Here is a 14328-nt window from a genome sequence, read left to right as displayed (position 1 = left end):
GAAATGGGCATTTGTTTGCTTTGGCTGGTATCTATATGCAATTTCGCTAATAAAACCCGATACAGTTCAGACTTTTAGCGGATAAACATTGTCCACAATCGCAAAGATGACAATAATTCTATTAACTAAACCGTCATAAGTAGTTAACGTCATGGATTCGACCTACACCATTATCATTGCGGATGATCATCCGCTGTTTCGCAATGCTCTGTTCCAATCGGTGCATATGGCGGTGAGTGGCGCAAATCTGCTAGAAGCCGACTCATTAGATGCCCTTCTTACCCTGCTCGCTAAAGAAGACGAACCTGACCTACTTCTGCTCGACTTAAAGATGCCTGGTGCAAACGGCATGTCAGGCTTGATTCAACTGCGTGCTGAATATCCTGATTTACCCATTGTGGTCGTCTCAGCTAGTGAAGAACCGTCAGTAGTGACTCAGGTTAAGAGTCATGGCGCATTCGGTTTTATTCCCAAGTCCAGTGATATGCGTGAGCTCGTCAGTGCTCTTAATCAGGTGCTCAATGGCGAACCTTTCTTCCCTGAAGGTTCCATTACCAACAACGCAGCGTGTAATGATTTAGCAGAAAAAATTGCCACTTTAACTCCACAGCAATACAAAGTCTTAGGAATGCTATCTGATGGCTTACTTAATAAGCAGATTGCTTATGAATTAAATGTATCAGAAGCGACAATAAAAGCTCATATGACGGCGATATTCCGTAAGTTAGGTGTGAAAAATCGCACTCAGGCGGTTATTTTACTTCAACAACTCGAATCAGAAACTTAACTCACCAGTTTCTGACACAAATACTCCTAGAAATTTGCTACACTTGAGGCATCAGGCAACAATCTGATTTACCCCTCTGTTCAACAAACTCTGGGAGTACTTCTCTTGCTAAGCGTTCTAATTACTCAATTCGTCGTCCTGTGGGCTGTCATCGATCCTATTGGCTCAGTCCCGGTTTACTTATCTCAAACTCAGCATCTCACTGCTAAACAGCGCCGTTTGGTTGCGTTAAAAGCTGTGGCTATTGCAACGGGTGTACTGCTGTTTTTCCTCGTCGCAGGTCAGTTGCTCCTTGAAGCGATGCAGATACCTTTGCCAGCATTTCAGGCGGCAGGTGGCTTAGTGCTACTACTGTTTGCCCTAACCATGATCTTTGGTGAATCTAAGCCGGAACAAGAAACTAAGCTTTCAGAAGAGGTGAGCCATTCCGACCTCGCTGATTTGGCGGTGTACCCTTTAGCTATTCCCTCTATCGCTTCACCGGGAGCAATGATGGCGATTGTCATGCTGACGGACAATCATAGATACGCACTTGTCGATCAGGGAATTACTGCCGCTGTCATGGTGACGGTTTTACTTATCACCCTATTGTTACTTCTTGGTGCGACACATATTCAGAAGTGGATTGGCAATGTCGGTGCCGCCATTATCAGTCGTGTGATGGGGCTTATTCTTGCAGCCGTAGCAGTAAGCAACCTGCTGATGGGGATCAAAGATTTTTACGCCGGATAGCGAAAATCGATAAGACTAACAATAAAACGTTAGACTTTAGGCTAATTTAACACACCATTAACATCACAAAAATCTATCATTAATCCTTAAGCGCCTTATTTTTAGGCGCTTTTTGTTTTTCTCACCGCGACTAAAGTTGAAAAGAGTTCTTGTCCCACCCTTGCTAATGTAGATGTTGAAACATTTTCTTAACAACAAACACGTAAGGAGACGGCAATGGCGTTTGAAAGTCAGGATAAAGCCAAAGCCTACTGGGATAAGAACGTAAAACTGATGATTAGCCTTATGGTTATCTGGTTTGTCGTTTCTTTCGGCTGCGGCATTTTATTTGTAGATGAACTCAATCAATTTCAACTAGGCGGGTACAAGCTTGGTTTCTGGTTTGCTCAACAAGGCTCAATCTATGCCTTCCTGGGTATTATTTTCTACTACGCGTGGAAAATGCGCCAAATCGACCGTGAATTCGGCGTAGATGAGTAAGGAGTAACTCAGATGGATTTGAAAACTATCACTTACCTCGTTGTTGGTGCGACCTTTATCCTTTACATCGGTATTGCGATTTGGGCACGTGCTGGGTCAACTAAAGAGTTTTATGTTGCAGGCGGCGGTGTAAACCCAATCGCCAACGGTATGGCAACCGCAGCAGACTGGATGTCAGCCGCATCATTTATCTCTATGGCAGGTCTAATTGCCTTTATGGGTTACGGCGGTTCCGTATTCCTAATGGGTTGGACTGGCGGTTACGTACTTCTCGCACTACTACTTGCACCTTACCTACGTAAGTTCGGCAAGTTTACTGTACCAGAGTTCGTAGGTGAGCGTTTCTACTCAAACGCAGCACGTATCGTCGCAGTTGTGTGTCTTATCATCGCGTCGGTCACTTATGTAATCGGTCAAATGAAAGGCGTTGGTGTTGCGTTCGGTCGTTTCCTAGAAGTTGATTACTCAACTGGTCTTCTGATCGGTATGTGTATCGTATTCATGTACGCTGTAATGGGTGGCATGAAAGGGATTACTTACACGCAGATTGCTCAATATTGCGTACTCATTTTAGCTTACACTATTCCTGCAATCTTTATCTCTCTGCAACTGACTGGTCACCCTCTTCCTCAGATTGGTCTCGGTAGTACCATACAAGGCACCGACGTCTATCTACTCGATCGGCTCGACCAAGTGGTCACCGAACTCGGCTTTAGTGAATACACCACTCAAGTCCGTGGCGATACACTCAACATGTTTGTTTACACTATGTCGCTAATGATCGGTACTGCGGGTCTACCACACGTAATCATCCGTTTCTTCACGGTACCTAAAGTACGTGACGCACGTACTTCAGCAGGTTGGGCACTAGTCTTCATCGCTATCCTATACACAACTGCACCAGCAGTATCGGCAATGGCTCGCCTAAACCTAATGGATACCGTAAACCCAGCTCCAGGTCAGCACCTAGCTTATGATGAGCGTCCTGACTGGTTCAAAAACTGGGAGAAAACAGGTCTACTAGGCTTTGATGATAAGAACGGCGATGGTCTGATTGAATACACGTCAAACCCAGCGACTAACGAGCTGAAAGTTGACCGTGACATCATGGTACTGGCTAACCCTGAGATTGCTAAGCTTCCAAACTGGGTGATTGCCTTGGTGGCAGCCGGTGGTCTGGCAGCAGCACTATCAACGGCGGCAGGTCTATTGCTCGCGATATCCTCTGCGATATCCCATGATTTAATCAAAGGCGTCATCAATCCGAATATATCCGAGAAGAAAGAGCTGCTCGCCAGTCGGATTTCCATGGCGGTGGCGATTGCGGTGGCAGGCTACCTCGGCCTCAACCCGCCAGGCTTTGCAGCAGGTACGGTAGCACTGGCATTTGGTCTTGCGGCGTCCTCAATCTTCCCGGCACTGATGATGGGTATCTTCAGTAAAGGTATCAACAAGGAAGGCGCAATCGCAGGTATGATTGCAGGTATCAGTATCACTCTATTCTACGTATTCCAGCACAAAGGCATCCTGTTTGTTGCTGACTGGACTTACCTAGAAAGCTGGGGCAGCAACTGGTTCCTAGGCATTGAGCCAAACGCATTCGGTGCAATTGGTGCAGTCTTTAACTTCGCAGTCGCGTTCGCTGTATCGAAAGTAACAGCTGAAACACCACAAGAAGTGAAAGACTTGGTTGAACACGTACGTGTACCAGCAGGTGCTGGCGGTGCAGTAGACCACTAAAATAATACCTAAGCCACAAAAGCCCCCTCGGGGGCTTTTTTATTCGCTAAATTGAGTTAACTTAGCCTTTTAACGTTGAAGCCAGGACGCAAGATGTTCAAAAATAAGCACTTTCTAATAGCCTTACTTATTGCCCCAATTCTTTCTCTGATTGCCTACTTTGGTACAGATATGGCGTTGAGTGAAAAGCCTCATGCCGCGAAAGAAGGCGAAACCTATAAGCTAGCCGCCAAATCTAACTGCCGCTACACCAGCGGACTGTGTGATATGACCAACGGCGACTTTAAAGTGCAGTTTCGTTCTGAGAAGTTAACCGCGAACGGTTTGGACTTATCTTTAAAAGCCGCTTTCCCTTTAGAAGGTGTAAAGCTATCCATTGTCGATAGCCAAGAACAAAGTGCTCAACCTTTGGATATGCAGCCAACAGACAGCACCGGCCAACACTGGGCAATCTCTGTAGCGAAACCAACATCAGCTGAAAGCTGGCTACGCGTCGCGATTCAGTCTGAAGGCACATTGTATTACGGCGAAACTCAAACTGCGTTTGTTAAATACGAAACTTTGTTTACGGAGTAGCTGGAGAGCTGGAGAGCTGGAGAGCTGGAGAGCTGGAGAGCTGGAGAATTTTTCAGGGTTGGCGTTTTCGCGTCAACCCTTTGTTTTTATTTAATAACGGTCATCCCCGAGAAAGAGGAACGAGTGAGTTGGGGATCTCTTCAAGCAAGTCGATGATTTATGGAGATTCCCTACTCCTTCCTTCGTGAGTCTAGGGAATGACGGGATATGTATCGAACCTTCGAAAAGGACGAAGCCCGATCCCATTATCCAGCAGCGTAGCGATCCAACCTTCCATAGGGCGCAGCCCGTTCCCGACTCTCACTCCTCTAAACCCTATTCAAAACCGCCCTGAGTTTTAGCGGTTTAACAGGCTTGGGAATAAAGCTAAATCCATTCGACTTGATACCATCTAGCATATCGTCAGTGCGGTCTGCACTAATAATAACACCGATAAAGCTATCGCCTAAACGCAGGCGACATTGCTGAAGCACCTCTAATCCGGTGCGTCCATTATCGAGTCGATAATCAGACAAAATCACATCCGGCACCCAGGTTTCTTCTATTGCCTGCAAGCAGTTAACCAAGTCCACAGCGGTTCGTACGTCGCACCCCCAGCGGCCGAGCAAGGTTTCCATGCCAACCAAGATATCGGTTTCGTTATCCACACATAGAACTTTCAAATGACTCAAGTCTGAAGTAGAGCTTGCCGGTACAGCTTTTACTGGTTCTAGGGCTTTTTCGCTGCGCGCGAGTGTAATCGAGAACACGCTGCCTTTACCTGGCCATGAACGCATAGTGATTTGGTGACCAAGAACATGAGCTATCCCTTTAGAAATCGCTAGTCCAAGCCCTAAGCCCTGATCGGAACGAACTTGAGTTCCACGATTAAACTCTTCAAATATTTCTTGCTGCTTGTCCTCATCAATGCCCATACCATTGTCCCACACATCGATACGTGCTTGGCTTCCCAATCGTCTTACGCCGAGGACCACTTTACCTTTTGGACTGTAGCGAAACGCATTAGTTAAAAAGTTCTGTACCACACGACGTAAGAGTTTCGGGTCAGATTGAACCAATAGCTGACTCGGTATCATGGTGAACTCAATACCCTGCTGCTTCGCAAGCGCACTAAACTCCGCATTGAGGTTGGATAAAACATCGTTAATCGCAAAACCATGTACGTTGATATCTAGCTTGCCAGATTCTAGACGCGAGATATCCAGTAAATCGCCAATCAAATCTTCAGCGGCTCCTAAGGCACTCTCAATATGATGGGAAAGCTGCTTGGTCTCAGGCTCTTTTGCGACTTCCGATAAAGATGAGGCGAACAGACGAGCAGCATTGAGTGGCTGCATTAAGTCATGGCTTACTGCGGCTAAAAAGCGCGATTTGGATTGTGATTCATGTTCAGAGCGTTGAGTGGCTGAGACCAGTTTTTTGTTCAGTTGCTCTAGCTCTTGAGTACGCTCTTGGACGCGTTCTTCAAGGGTTTCGTTAGCATCTTTTAGGGCTTGCTCAGCATCGCGGAAGACGGTGATATCGGTAAAGCTCATCACAAACCCACCACCTGGCATTGGGTTGCCCTGCACTTCTATCACTCGACCATCAGGTCGTACGCGCGACGAGGTATGACGCGTTCCTTGCTCAAGGTGATAAACCCGTCGACGCACATGCTCCTCAGGGTCACCCGGGCCACACAACCCGCACTCAGCATTGTGTCGTATCACATCGGCAATCGGCCTACCCACCTGAATCAAGCCAGCCGGAAACGTAAACAGCTCTAAGTAACGCTGGTTCCATGCCACAAGACGAAGCTGCTTATCGACCACAGCAATACCTTGCCCGATATGTTCAATCGCCCCTTGCAGTAGTCCTCGGCTAAAGTCATACAGCTCTGAAGCTTCATCAACAATGGTAGCGACTTCTTCCAGCTGCATGTTTCTGCCTTGTAGCGCAGAAGTAAGGACTAACTTAGCCGATGAGGCACCAAAAACCCCAGCCAGCACCCTTTCGGTATGGCGAATTAAAGTAGAAGGCGCTTGTTGATTGGGCAGTAAGGTTTCTCTTTGCTGTTGCCAATATTGCCTGAATGCACTTCGCACCCGTTGCCTGCCAACAAAACGCGACGCCAGCATCTCTAACTCACCCACTGTGACACGGCTTTGATACAAGCTCATGTTTTCACTTTCAGGTAGAGGCGTACCCACAAACGAAGCAGACTGTAAGCGCTCACTTAGACTGGCGCGAGTAAGCAGCGAGACAACGACGTAACAAAGGGTGTTGAGCGCAACACTGAGTACAATGCCCCAGTCTGAATTTTTGACATTGAGATTCTGCAGCCATTCAGGCGGAGTGATCATCCACAATAGGAAGTTGTCTTGCGCGCTGCCCGCTAGCATATCGGTTTGGCTCATTAAGGTAATCAGCCATAAGGTAAAACCTACCGCCAAGCCAACGTATACCCCTTTGCGGTTTCCCTGACGCCAATACATACCACCAATCAAAGCGGGGGCAAACTGAGTGATCGCCGCAAAGGAGAGGAAACCAATCGCAGAAAGGGAGTGGATATTACCTAGTGCTTGATAAAATCCCCAAGCTCCAAGCAATAGCAGAAGAATTAGCCCACGGCGAATAATCAACAGCAGACCAGAGAAGTGCCTGTGATTGCGCTGTGAGAGTCGCATTCGGCGCAGCAGCAATGGCATGACTAAATCATTGGAGACCATGATTGCCAAAGCGATGGTTGAAACAATCACCATGCCACTGGCCGCAGATGTGCCGCCGAGGAAAGCAAGTAAAGCAATATCCTGCGCACCTACCGCCATCGGCAAGCTAATCACATAGGTATCGGGACTGGCGTCGGTCAGAAGAGATTGCCCGACCCAAGCAATCGGCAAGACAAAAATGCCCATCAAAATCAAATAAAGAGGAAATAACCAACGCGCGGTATGCAGGTCTTGCGCGCGCTCGTTTTCTACCACCATAGTATGGAACTGGCGTGGCAGACAGACAATCGCCAACATGGTTAGCACGGTATGAATAACTAGGGTCGGTATGTTCGGTGATTGGTAGGTCTGACGCGCAATCTGTGCTAGCTCAACGTCATTGCGATTAAGCGCTAAGAACAGAATAAACAGACCAACGGCTAGAAATGCCACCAGCTTGATAATAGATTCAAACGCAATCGCCATCATCATACCGCGGTGATGCTCAGTATTATCAATATGGCGAGTACCAAACAGCATGGTAAAAATGGCCAATGCACCAACCACGAACCAAGACACATCAAGGCTTGAGCCTTCGAAACTTCGCGGCAGTTCAGGCGAAATGATCTCTAACCCCATGGTAATACCGCGCAATTGCAGTGCGATGTAAGGCAAAATACCAGCCACTGCAATCAAGGTAACGACCACAGCTAGACCTTGTGATTTGCCATAGCGCGCAGCGATAAAGTCAGCAATAGAGGTAATGTGTTCTCGTTTGGCGGTAATAATCAACCGAGCCAGAATTCGCCAACCGAGAGTAAAGACAAGTATTGGGGCGATATAGATAGGCAGGAAAGCCCAAGGATTGTTACTAGCCTGCCCGACGGTGCCGTAAAATGTCCACGATGTGCAGTACACTGCGATAGATAGGCTGTAAATCCAAGGTCGCCATTTGGCCAACCAGTTGTGCTGTTTATCACCATACCAAGCAATGAGGAACAGTAGTCCGAGATACATCAGTGATACAGTGATCACTAGCCAGCCTTGCATCAGATATCCTTATCATGCGCCAAACAAAAACCTCCCCATATTGGAGAGGTTTCATTTAACTAAGGATATGCTATCAACTCAATCAGCTAGGCTTAATTCTGTGCATTAGGCTCCGCTTTCGACATATCGCTAACTTGATGTTTTTGGGGATCAACTTTGATAAATAGAGCCAAGACACCCATAACGGCCATCGCCCAGAAGACGTTTGCCCCCCAGTTTTCATAGCCCCAACCACTTAAGGTGGTCATCAACGCGATGAATGCCCCTAAAGGAATCGCATTGTATAGCGCTTGCAGCGCCACCATTTTTCTTTGCTCAGAGTGCTGGATATATTGAATCGCGGCGATATGTGCGATTGCAAAGGTCACACCATGTAGAAGCTGGATCATCACCAATGCCACTAATGCGGTTGTAGAAGCAGTCAAACCCCAACGTACCACCACACCAAGTGCAGCGACCATAAACAACGCTCGAAGCGTCCAACCCGAGAACAGACGTTTACTCAAAGCAAAAATCGCCACCTCAGCCACAACACCTAAGCTCCAGAGATAACCGATAATGTCTTCTGAGTAGCCCGCCTCTTTCCAATAAATCGAACTGAAGCTGTAATACGCAGCGTGACTGCCTTGAATAAGAGAAACCAAAATCAGGAACTTAACCACAGGAAGTTCACACAGCAGCTCTGTCAACTTAGGGCGCTCAGCATCTTCATCTTCCGTCGTAACGGGCATTGGATTGATGTTGCGCATTGAGAACAACAAAGCTACAACCACACCAGCCAGCGCAGTGAAGATAATCATGTCACTGCCATACTGCGCAACTAAGAAGCCAACCACCGTTGAACCGGCAATAAAGGCAATCGAACCCCACAAGCGAGTGCGGCCATAATCAAGCATTTGCAAACGTGAATAGTAGTTCGCCATGGCATCAGACAAGGGAACAATAGGGCCACAGCACAAGTTGAACAACACAGTCGCCAATGCCATTAACCAAAAGCTACCACCTGTAAAGAAGTGGAAACTAACAAAAAGAATAGAGGCAAAGCTGAGCCATCGCAGTGCTGGCATCAAGTGTTCGACTTTATGGATACGTGGTGTTAGCACCATATTAGCGACACATCGGGTCGCAAAACCAATACCAACTAACAACCCGATATCTGTTGCCGATACCCCCTGCTCTTCAAACCACAACGCCCAAAATGGTAGATAAACACCATAAGCGAAAAAGAAACCGACAAAATACTGGGAAATCCAGCCATATGGAGATGGGGTGAGCATCATTACCTCTGAATGCGTGAATAAATTGGAACAAAGCGGCGATATTATCGTTTGCTTTGCTGAGAATAAAAAGGGAATAATCGTCACAACTGCGTTTCCCTATTCTCACTATTTTCATCATTAGCAACGAAATGAGCGGACTTGTTTCATTAATAGATTCGACCAAAGTCGTCTGGAACAATTATGCCAATCCTGCACACTTAACCTATAGAGTGGCAATGAAGTAGGGTTCGTAATGCCAGATAAATTTAATATGCACTCCCCACCGTTTGATCGATTGGACAGCCAGCAGCAGAACCGGCTGCGTAGCTCATTGGATGTCGCTTATTACCGTGCCAAAGAAACCTTACTTCAGCCCGGTACACAGAGCCAACACCTGCACATCCTGATCAAAGGAGCAGTCGAAGAGCGTTCGGAAGACGACAAAGAAGTTTTTGCTCACTACGCTAATGATGATTTGTTTGATGTACGTGCTCTATTTGAAGAGACGGTAAAGCATCGCTACATCGCATTAGAAGATACCCTTTGCTATCTATTGCCCAAGTCAGTTTTCATTGAGCTGTATAACGAGAATGGTCAGTTCGCCGCCTACTTCGACAACAACCTTGCCAAGCGCCAAGAGCTGATCGATGCGGCCCAGCAACAGCAAAACCTGGCCGAGTTTATCCTGACTAAGGTCGATAAAGAGATCTATCATCCACCAATGATACTCTCTCCCGAGCAACCGCTGAATGAAGTGACGCAAACACTCAAGAAAAATGGTATCGACTCTGCGTTGGTGCGATTAAACGACTCTGACGTCCGCCTCGTTGAAGATGAGCACTCAATGCCGTATGGGATCATTACTCGAACCAATATGCTGCATGCCGTTATGCTTGAAGGTCATCCACTCGACACTCCTGTAGGCAAAATTGCCACTTTCCCTGTGGTGCATGTAGAGGACGGTGAGTTTCTTTTTAATGCGATGATTAAAATGACACGTCACCGAATGAAACGCGTGATGGTCGCCGATGGTAAAGAAGCGGTCGGCATGCTCGATATGACCCAGATCCTCAGTGCTTTCTCTACCCACTCGCACGTATTAACGTTAAGTATTGCTCGCTCGACCAGTATTGAAGAGTTGGCTCTCGCCTCGAACAGGCAACGAAACTTAGTCGAAAGTCTGCTTAATAACGGCATTCGCACCCGCTTTATCATGGAACTGATCTCAGCGGTCAACGAGCAGATCATAGAGAAAGCCTTTGAACTGATTGTTCCTCCTGCCCTTCACGATCACTGTTGTTTGGTCGTTCTAGGCTCAGAAGGGCGTGGGGAACAAATACTGAAAACTGACCAAGACAACGCATTGATCATCAAAGATGGTCTTCACTGGCACCAATGTGAAACCGTGATGGGTCAGCTAACTCATACGCTACAACAACTTGGCTACCCACTTTGCCCTGGTAATGTCATGGTTAATAACCCTAAGTGGGTCAAGACCCAGTCAGAATGGAAAAGCACTATCAGCCAATGGTCTAAACCTAGCAGTGCAGAAAACGTCATGGACCTAGCGATTTTCACCGATGCTCATGCCGTCGCAGGCAACAAAACGTTACTCGAACCCATCACGCAACATCTTAAGCAAACCATGCTGAACAACATGCTCGCACTGCAAGACTTCTCGCGTCCTGCGTTACAGTTTTCTCTACCATTGACTCTGTTTGGCAATGTTAAGAAAGACAAACAAGGTGTCGACGTAAAAAGTGGCGGCATCTTCCCTATCGTTCATGGGATCCGTACCTTGTCGCTAGAGTATGGCATTGAAGAGAAAAACACCTTTGAACGCATAGAAGCTTTAAGAGTGAAACGGATACTTGAACCAGAGACCGCCGACAACCTCAGTGAAGCACTTAAGTTGCTATTCAAGCTGCGCCTCAATCAACAACTGACAAATCAACACAGCCATAATCGCATCGACCTGAAACAGATAGAACGTACCGAGCGAGATTTACTACGTCATAGTTTGCATGTGGTGAAAAAGTTTAAGCAGTTCTTGGGCTATCATTATCAGATAAGAGATTAGAGGCTGGTGTATGAATTGGTTGCAACGCCGTTATTGGTTTTACAAACTCAAGGGCTCTCCTTACCAGCCTCTTTTTGCCTCGGTGCAAAAAGGCGAGTACGTCTCGTTAGATTGTGAGACCACTAGCCTAGACCCTAATCGTGCCGAACTCGTCACCATTGCGGCAACCAAAATCATCGACAATCGCATTATTACCAGCAAACCGTTTGAAGTCAGGCTAAGAGCCCCGCAATCACTGGATTCTGGCTCGATTAAAATCCACCGCATCCGCCATCAGGATCTCGTTGATGGTATCGATGAAAAACAAGCCTTGATGCAACTGCTGGAGTTTATTGGCAATCGCCCATTAGTCGGCTATCACATTCGCTATGACAAAAAAATTCTCGATCTCGCTTGTCGCAAACAGTTAGGTTTCCCTCTACCCAATCCTTTAATCGAAGTCAGCCAGATCTATCACGACAAGCTAGAAAAGCACCTGCCTAACGCCTACTTTGATCTCAGCTTGGACGCCATTTGTAAGCATCTCGACTTGCCTTTGCAAGACAAACACGATGCCCTACAAGATGCGATTTCTGCCGCCTTAGTGTTTGTTCGATTAACAAAAGGTGACCTCCCTAGCTTAAATCTGCCCTACACCCGCTAACCTAACTTACGACCAAGTTCTCAATTTGCGTTTTAATTCCTTCATTTCAAAGCAGATCTATCTCTCTCATCCTAAAGTCTAATTGTCGAATTCTCGCCTGTGCTTGAAAGTTATGGGTATAGGGATTTTACAACGTCAGGGTCAGGTGACCTTATCGTTTTAAACGGACACTTGCTCAATTCACAAGGAATTAAGCACAAGGAGATAAGCAATGAGTGAAGCCCATATTTATCCGGTAAAAGAAAACATCAAAAAAAATACCCACGCGGATAACGATACCTACCAAGCTATGTACCAACAATCTGTGACAGATCCTGTTGGTTTCTGGAGTGAGCACGGAAAAATCGTCGATTGGATGAAGCCTTTCACTCAAGTAAAGAACACGTCATTTGATACTGGCCACGTTGATATCCGTTGGTTCGAAGACGGTACGCTAAACGTATCTGCAAACTGTATTGACCGTCACCTTGCTGAACGTGGTGATGACGTCGCCATCATCTGGGAAGGTGATGATCCAAACGACGATAAAACACTGACGTTTAACCAACTGCATAAAGAAGTGTGTGAGTTTTCGAACGCACTGAAAGAGCAAGGCGTGCGTAAAGGCGATGTGGTTTGTCTTTACATGCCAATGGTGACTGAAGCTGCCGTTGCCATGCTAGCCTGTACCCGTATTGGTGCGGTACATACTGTTGTATTCGGTGGCTTCTCTCCAGAAGCGCTATCTGGCCGCATTATTGATTCAGACGCTAAAGTGGTGATTACCGCTGACGAAGGCGTGCGTGGTGGTCGTGCCGTTCCTCTGAAAAAGAATGTTGATGAAGCACTGACTAACCCAGAAGTAAAAACCATCGAAAAAGTCATCGTCATGAAACGTACTGGCGGCGACATTGACTGGCATGAGCATCGTGATGTTTGGTGGCATGAAGCAACCGCAAATGTTTCTGCTGACTGCCCACCAGAAGAGATGAAAGCAGAAGACCCTCTTTTCATCCTCTACACTTCTGGCTCGACAGGTAAACCAAAAGGTGTTCTGCACACCACAGGCGGTTACCTTGTCTACGCTACCATGACATTCAAGTACGTATTTGATTATCAGCCAGGCGAAACCTTCTGGTGTACCGCTGACGTGGGTTGGATTACCGGCCACACTTATCTGATTTACGGCCCACTGGCCAACGGTGCAAAAACAATCCTATTCGAAGGTGTGCCTAACTACCCAAGCACAAACCGCATGAGCCAAGTGGTGGATAAACACCAAGTCAATATCCTCTACACGGCACCAACAGCGATTCGTGCACTTATGGCGAAAGGCAATGAAGCGGTAGAAGGCACTTCACGTAGCAGCTTACGTATTATGGGTTCGGTGGGTGAACCTATTAACCCTGAAGCGTGGGAGTGGTACTACAAAACCATCGGTAATGAAGATTCACCTATTGTGGATACTTGGTGGCAAACCGAAACGGGTGGCATCTTGATTGCCCCACTACCAGGCGCAACAGACCTTAAACCAGGCTCTGCGACTCGCCCATTCTTCGGTGTTCAGCCTGCTCTGGTTGATAACATGGGTAACATTATCGAAGGTGCGACTGACGGTAACCTAGTTATCCTTGATTCTTGGCCAGGTCAGATGCGCACAGTATATGGCGACCATGAGCGCTTCGAGCAAACTTACTTCTCTACATTTAAAGGCATGTACTTCACCAGTGACGGCGCACGTCGCGACGAAGATGGTTACTACTGGATTACAGGTCGTGTGGATGACGTATTAAACGTCTCTGGTCACCGTATGGGTACCGCAGAAATCGAATCGGCACTCGTCGCTCACGATAAGATTGCTGAAGCAGCGATTGTTGGTATCCCTCACGATATTAAAGGCCAAGCAATCTACGCTTACATCACGCTCAATGATGGTGAGTTCCCAAGTGCAGAACTGCATAAAGAAGTGAAGGACTGGGTGCGTAAAGAAATTGGCCCTATCGCAACGCCAGATGTACTGCACTGGACAGACTCATTACCTAAAACTCGTTCAGGTAAGATTATGCGCCGTATTTTACGTAAGATTGCTACAGGCGATACTAGCAACTTAGGCGATACTTCAACCCTAGCGGATCCAAGTGTGGTTGATAAGCTGATTGCAGAAAAAGCAGAATTGGCGTAATTACCAACACCACTATGTAGAACTTCAAACCGTCACGTTATGTGGCGGTTTTTTGTTTTTACCGTCTAAAATACTCCTCTCTCGCCCTTTCTCATTGAGCAAAAAATGTTACCTCGGTTACAAAAATCCGGCT

At 46.9% G+C, this 14328-nt stretch carries 10 protein-coding genes; 8 read left to right on the top strand and 2 right to left on the bottom strand.

The features are described 5' to 3' along the window. Nucleotides 1-151 precede the first annotated feature (151 nt). The 5 genes from IX91_RS00945 to IX91_RS00925 all read left to right on the top strand — a co-directional run bounded on the left by IX91_RS00945 (nt 152) and on the right by IX91_RS00925 (nt 4315). Nucleotides 152-787 (top strand): response regulator transcription factor, encoded by a 636-nt coding sequence (locus tag IX91_RS00945; protein ID WP_004742965.1) that lies wholly within the window; start codon nt 152-154, stop codon nt 785-787. A 105-nt stretch (nt 788-892) separates the two neighbouring features. Continuing rightward, nucleotides 893-1519: a MarC family protein gene (locus tag IX91_RS00940; protein ID WP_004742964.1), complete on the top strand. Its 627-nt coding sequence runs from the start codon at nt 893-895 to the stop codon at nt 1517-1519. Nucleotides 1520-1735: 216 nt separating this feature from the next. Then, nucleotides 1736-1999 (top strand): DUF4212 domain-containing protein, encoded by a 264-nt coding sequence (locus IX91_RS00935; RefSeq protein ID WP_004742963.1) that lies wholly within the window; start codon nt 1736-1738, stop codon nt 1997-1999. Nucleotides 2000-2011: 12 nt separating this feature from the next. Continuing rightward, the gene (locus tag IX91_RS00930) at nt 2012-3739 is read left to right on the top strand and encodes a sodium:solute symporter family protein (protein ID WP_004742962.1); all 1728 of its coding nucleotides are present in this window, start codon (nt 2012-2014) and stop codon (nt 3737-3739) included. Between the two features lie 93 nt (nt 3740-3832). Then, nucleotides 3833-4315: a hypothetical protein gene (locus IX91_RS00925; protein WP_004742961.1), complete on the top strand. Its 483-nt coding sequence runs from the start codon at nt 3833-3835 to the stop codon at nt 4313-4315. Nucleotides 4316-4623: 308 nt separating this feature from the next. On the opposite strand, the gene IX91_RS00920 is transcribed toward IX91_RS00925, so the two are convergent. Beyond that, nucleotides 4624-8052, bottom strand: coding sequence for a hybrid sensor histidine kinase/response regulator (locus IX91_RS00920; protein WP_004742960.1), 3429 nt, complete (start codon nt 8050-8052; stop codon nt 4624-4626). Between the two features lie 92 nt (nt 8053-8144). Next, a complete protein-coding gene (locus IX91_RS00915; protein WP_004742959.1) occupies nt 8145-9329 on the bottom strand; it encodes a 3-phenylpropionate MFS transporter in 1185 nt (394 codons plus the stop codon). 235 nt (nt 9330-9564) lie between these two features. On the opposite strand from IX91_RS00915, the gene IX91_RS00910 reads away from it, so the two are divergent. From IX91_RS00910 to acs, 3 genes are all read left to right on the top strand, one after another. Beyond that, the gene (locus tag IX91_RS00910) at nt 9565-11391 is read left to right on the top strand and encodes a DUF294 nucleotidyltransferase-like domain-containing protein (protein ID WP_004742958.1); all 1827 of its coding nucleotides are present in this window, start codon (nt 9565-9567) and stop codon (nt 11389-11391) included. Between the two features lie 10 nt (nt 11392-11401). Then, on the top strand, nt 11402-12034 hold the full coding sequence (locus IX91_RS00905) for a 3'-5' exonuclease (protein ID WP_004742957.1): 633 nt from the start codon (nt 11402-11404) through the stop codon (nt 12032-12034). Nucleotides 12035-12245: 211 nt separating this feature from the next. Continuing rightward, nucleotides 12246-14195: an acetate--CoA ligase gene (acs, locus tag IX91_RS00900; RefSeq protein ID WP_004742956.1), complete on the top strand. Its 1950-nt coding sequence runs from the start codon at nt 12246-12248 to the stop codon at nt 14193-14195. The last annotated feature ends 133 nt before the right edge of the window (nt 14196-14328 follow it).

The organism is Vibrio tubiashii ATCC 19109, from assembly GCF_000772105.1.
GTDB classification, from domain to species: Bacteria; Pseudomonadota; Gammaproteobacteria; order Enterobacterales; family Vibrionaceae; genus Vibrio; species Vibrio tubiashii.
Note: the sequence above shows the minus strand (reverse complement) of the source record. Positions and strands in the feature narration are given on the sequence as shown.

What these genes read in the sequence shown, in the direction of transcription:
- IX91_RS00945 (WP_004742965.1), top strand. Translation starts at nt 152, where the DNA reads ATGGATTCGACCTACACCATTATCATTGCGGATGATCATCCGCTGTTT.
- IX91_RS00935 (WP_004742963.1), top strand. Translation starts at nt 1,736, where the DNA reads ATGGCGTTTGAAAGTCAGGATAAAGCCAAAGCCTACTGGGATAAGAAC.
- IX91_RS00930 (WP_004742962.1), top strand. Translation starts at nt 2,012, where the DNA reads ATGGATTTGAAAACTATCACTTACCTCGTTGTTGGTGCGACCTTTATC.
- IX91_RS00925 (WP_004742961.1), top strand. Translation starts at nt 3,833, where the DNA reads ATGTTCAAAAATAAGCACTTTCTAATAGCCTTACTTATTGCCCCAATT.
- IX91_RS00920 (WP_004742960.1), bottom strand. Translation starts at nt 8,052, where the DNA reads ATGCAAGGCTGGCTAGTGATCACTGTATCACTGATGTATCTCGGACTA.
- IX91_RS00915 (WP_004742959.1), bottom strand. Translation starts at nt 9,329, where the DNA reads ATGCTCACCCCATCTCCATATGGCTGGATTTCCCAGTATTTTGTCGGT.
- IX91_RS00910 (WP_004742958.1), top strand. Translation starts at nt 9,565, where the DNA reads ATGCCAGATAAATTTAATATGCACTCCCCACCGTTTGATCGATTGGAC.
- IX91_RS00905 (WP_004742957.1), top strand. Translation starts at nt 11,402, where the DNA reads ATGAATTGGTTGCAACGCCGTTATTGGTTTTACAAACTCAAGGGCTCT.
- acs (WP_004742956.1), top strand. Translation starts at nt 12,246, where the DNA reads ATGAGTGAAGCCCATATTTATCCGGTAAAAGAAAACATCAAAAAAAAT.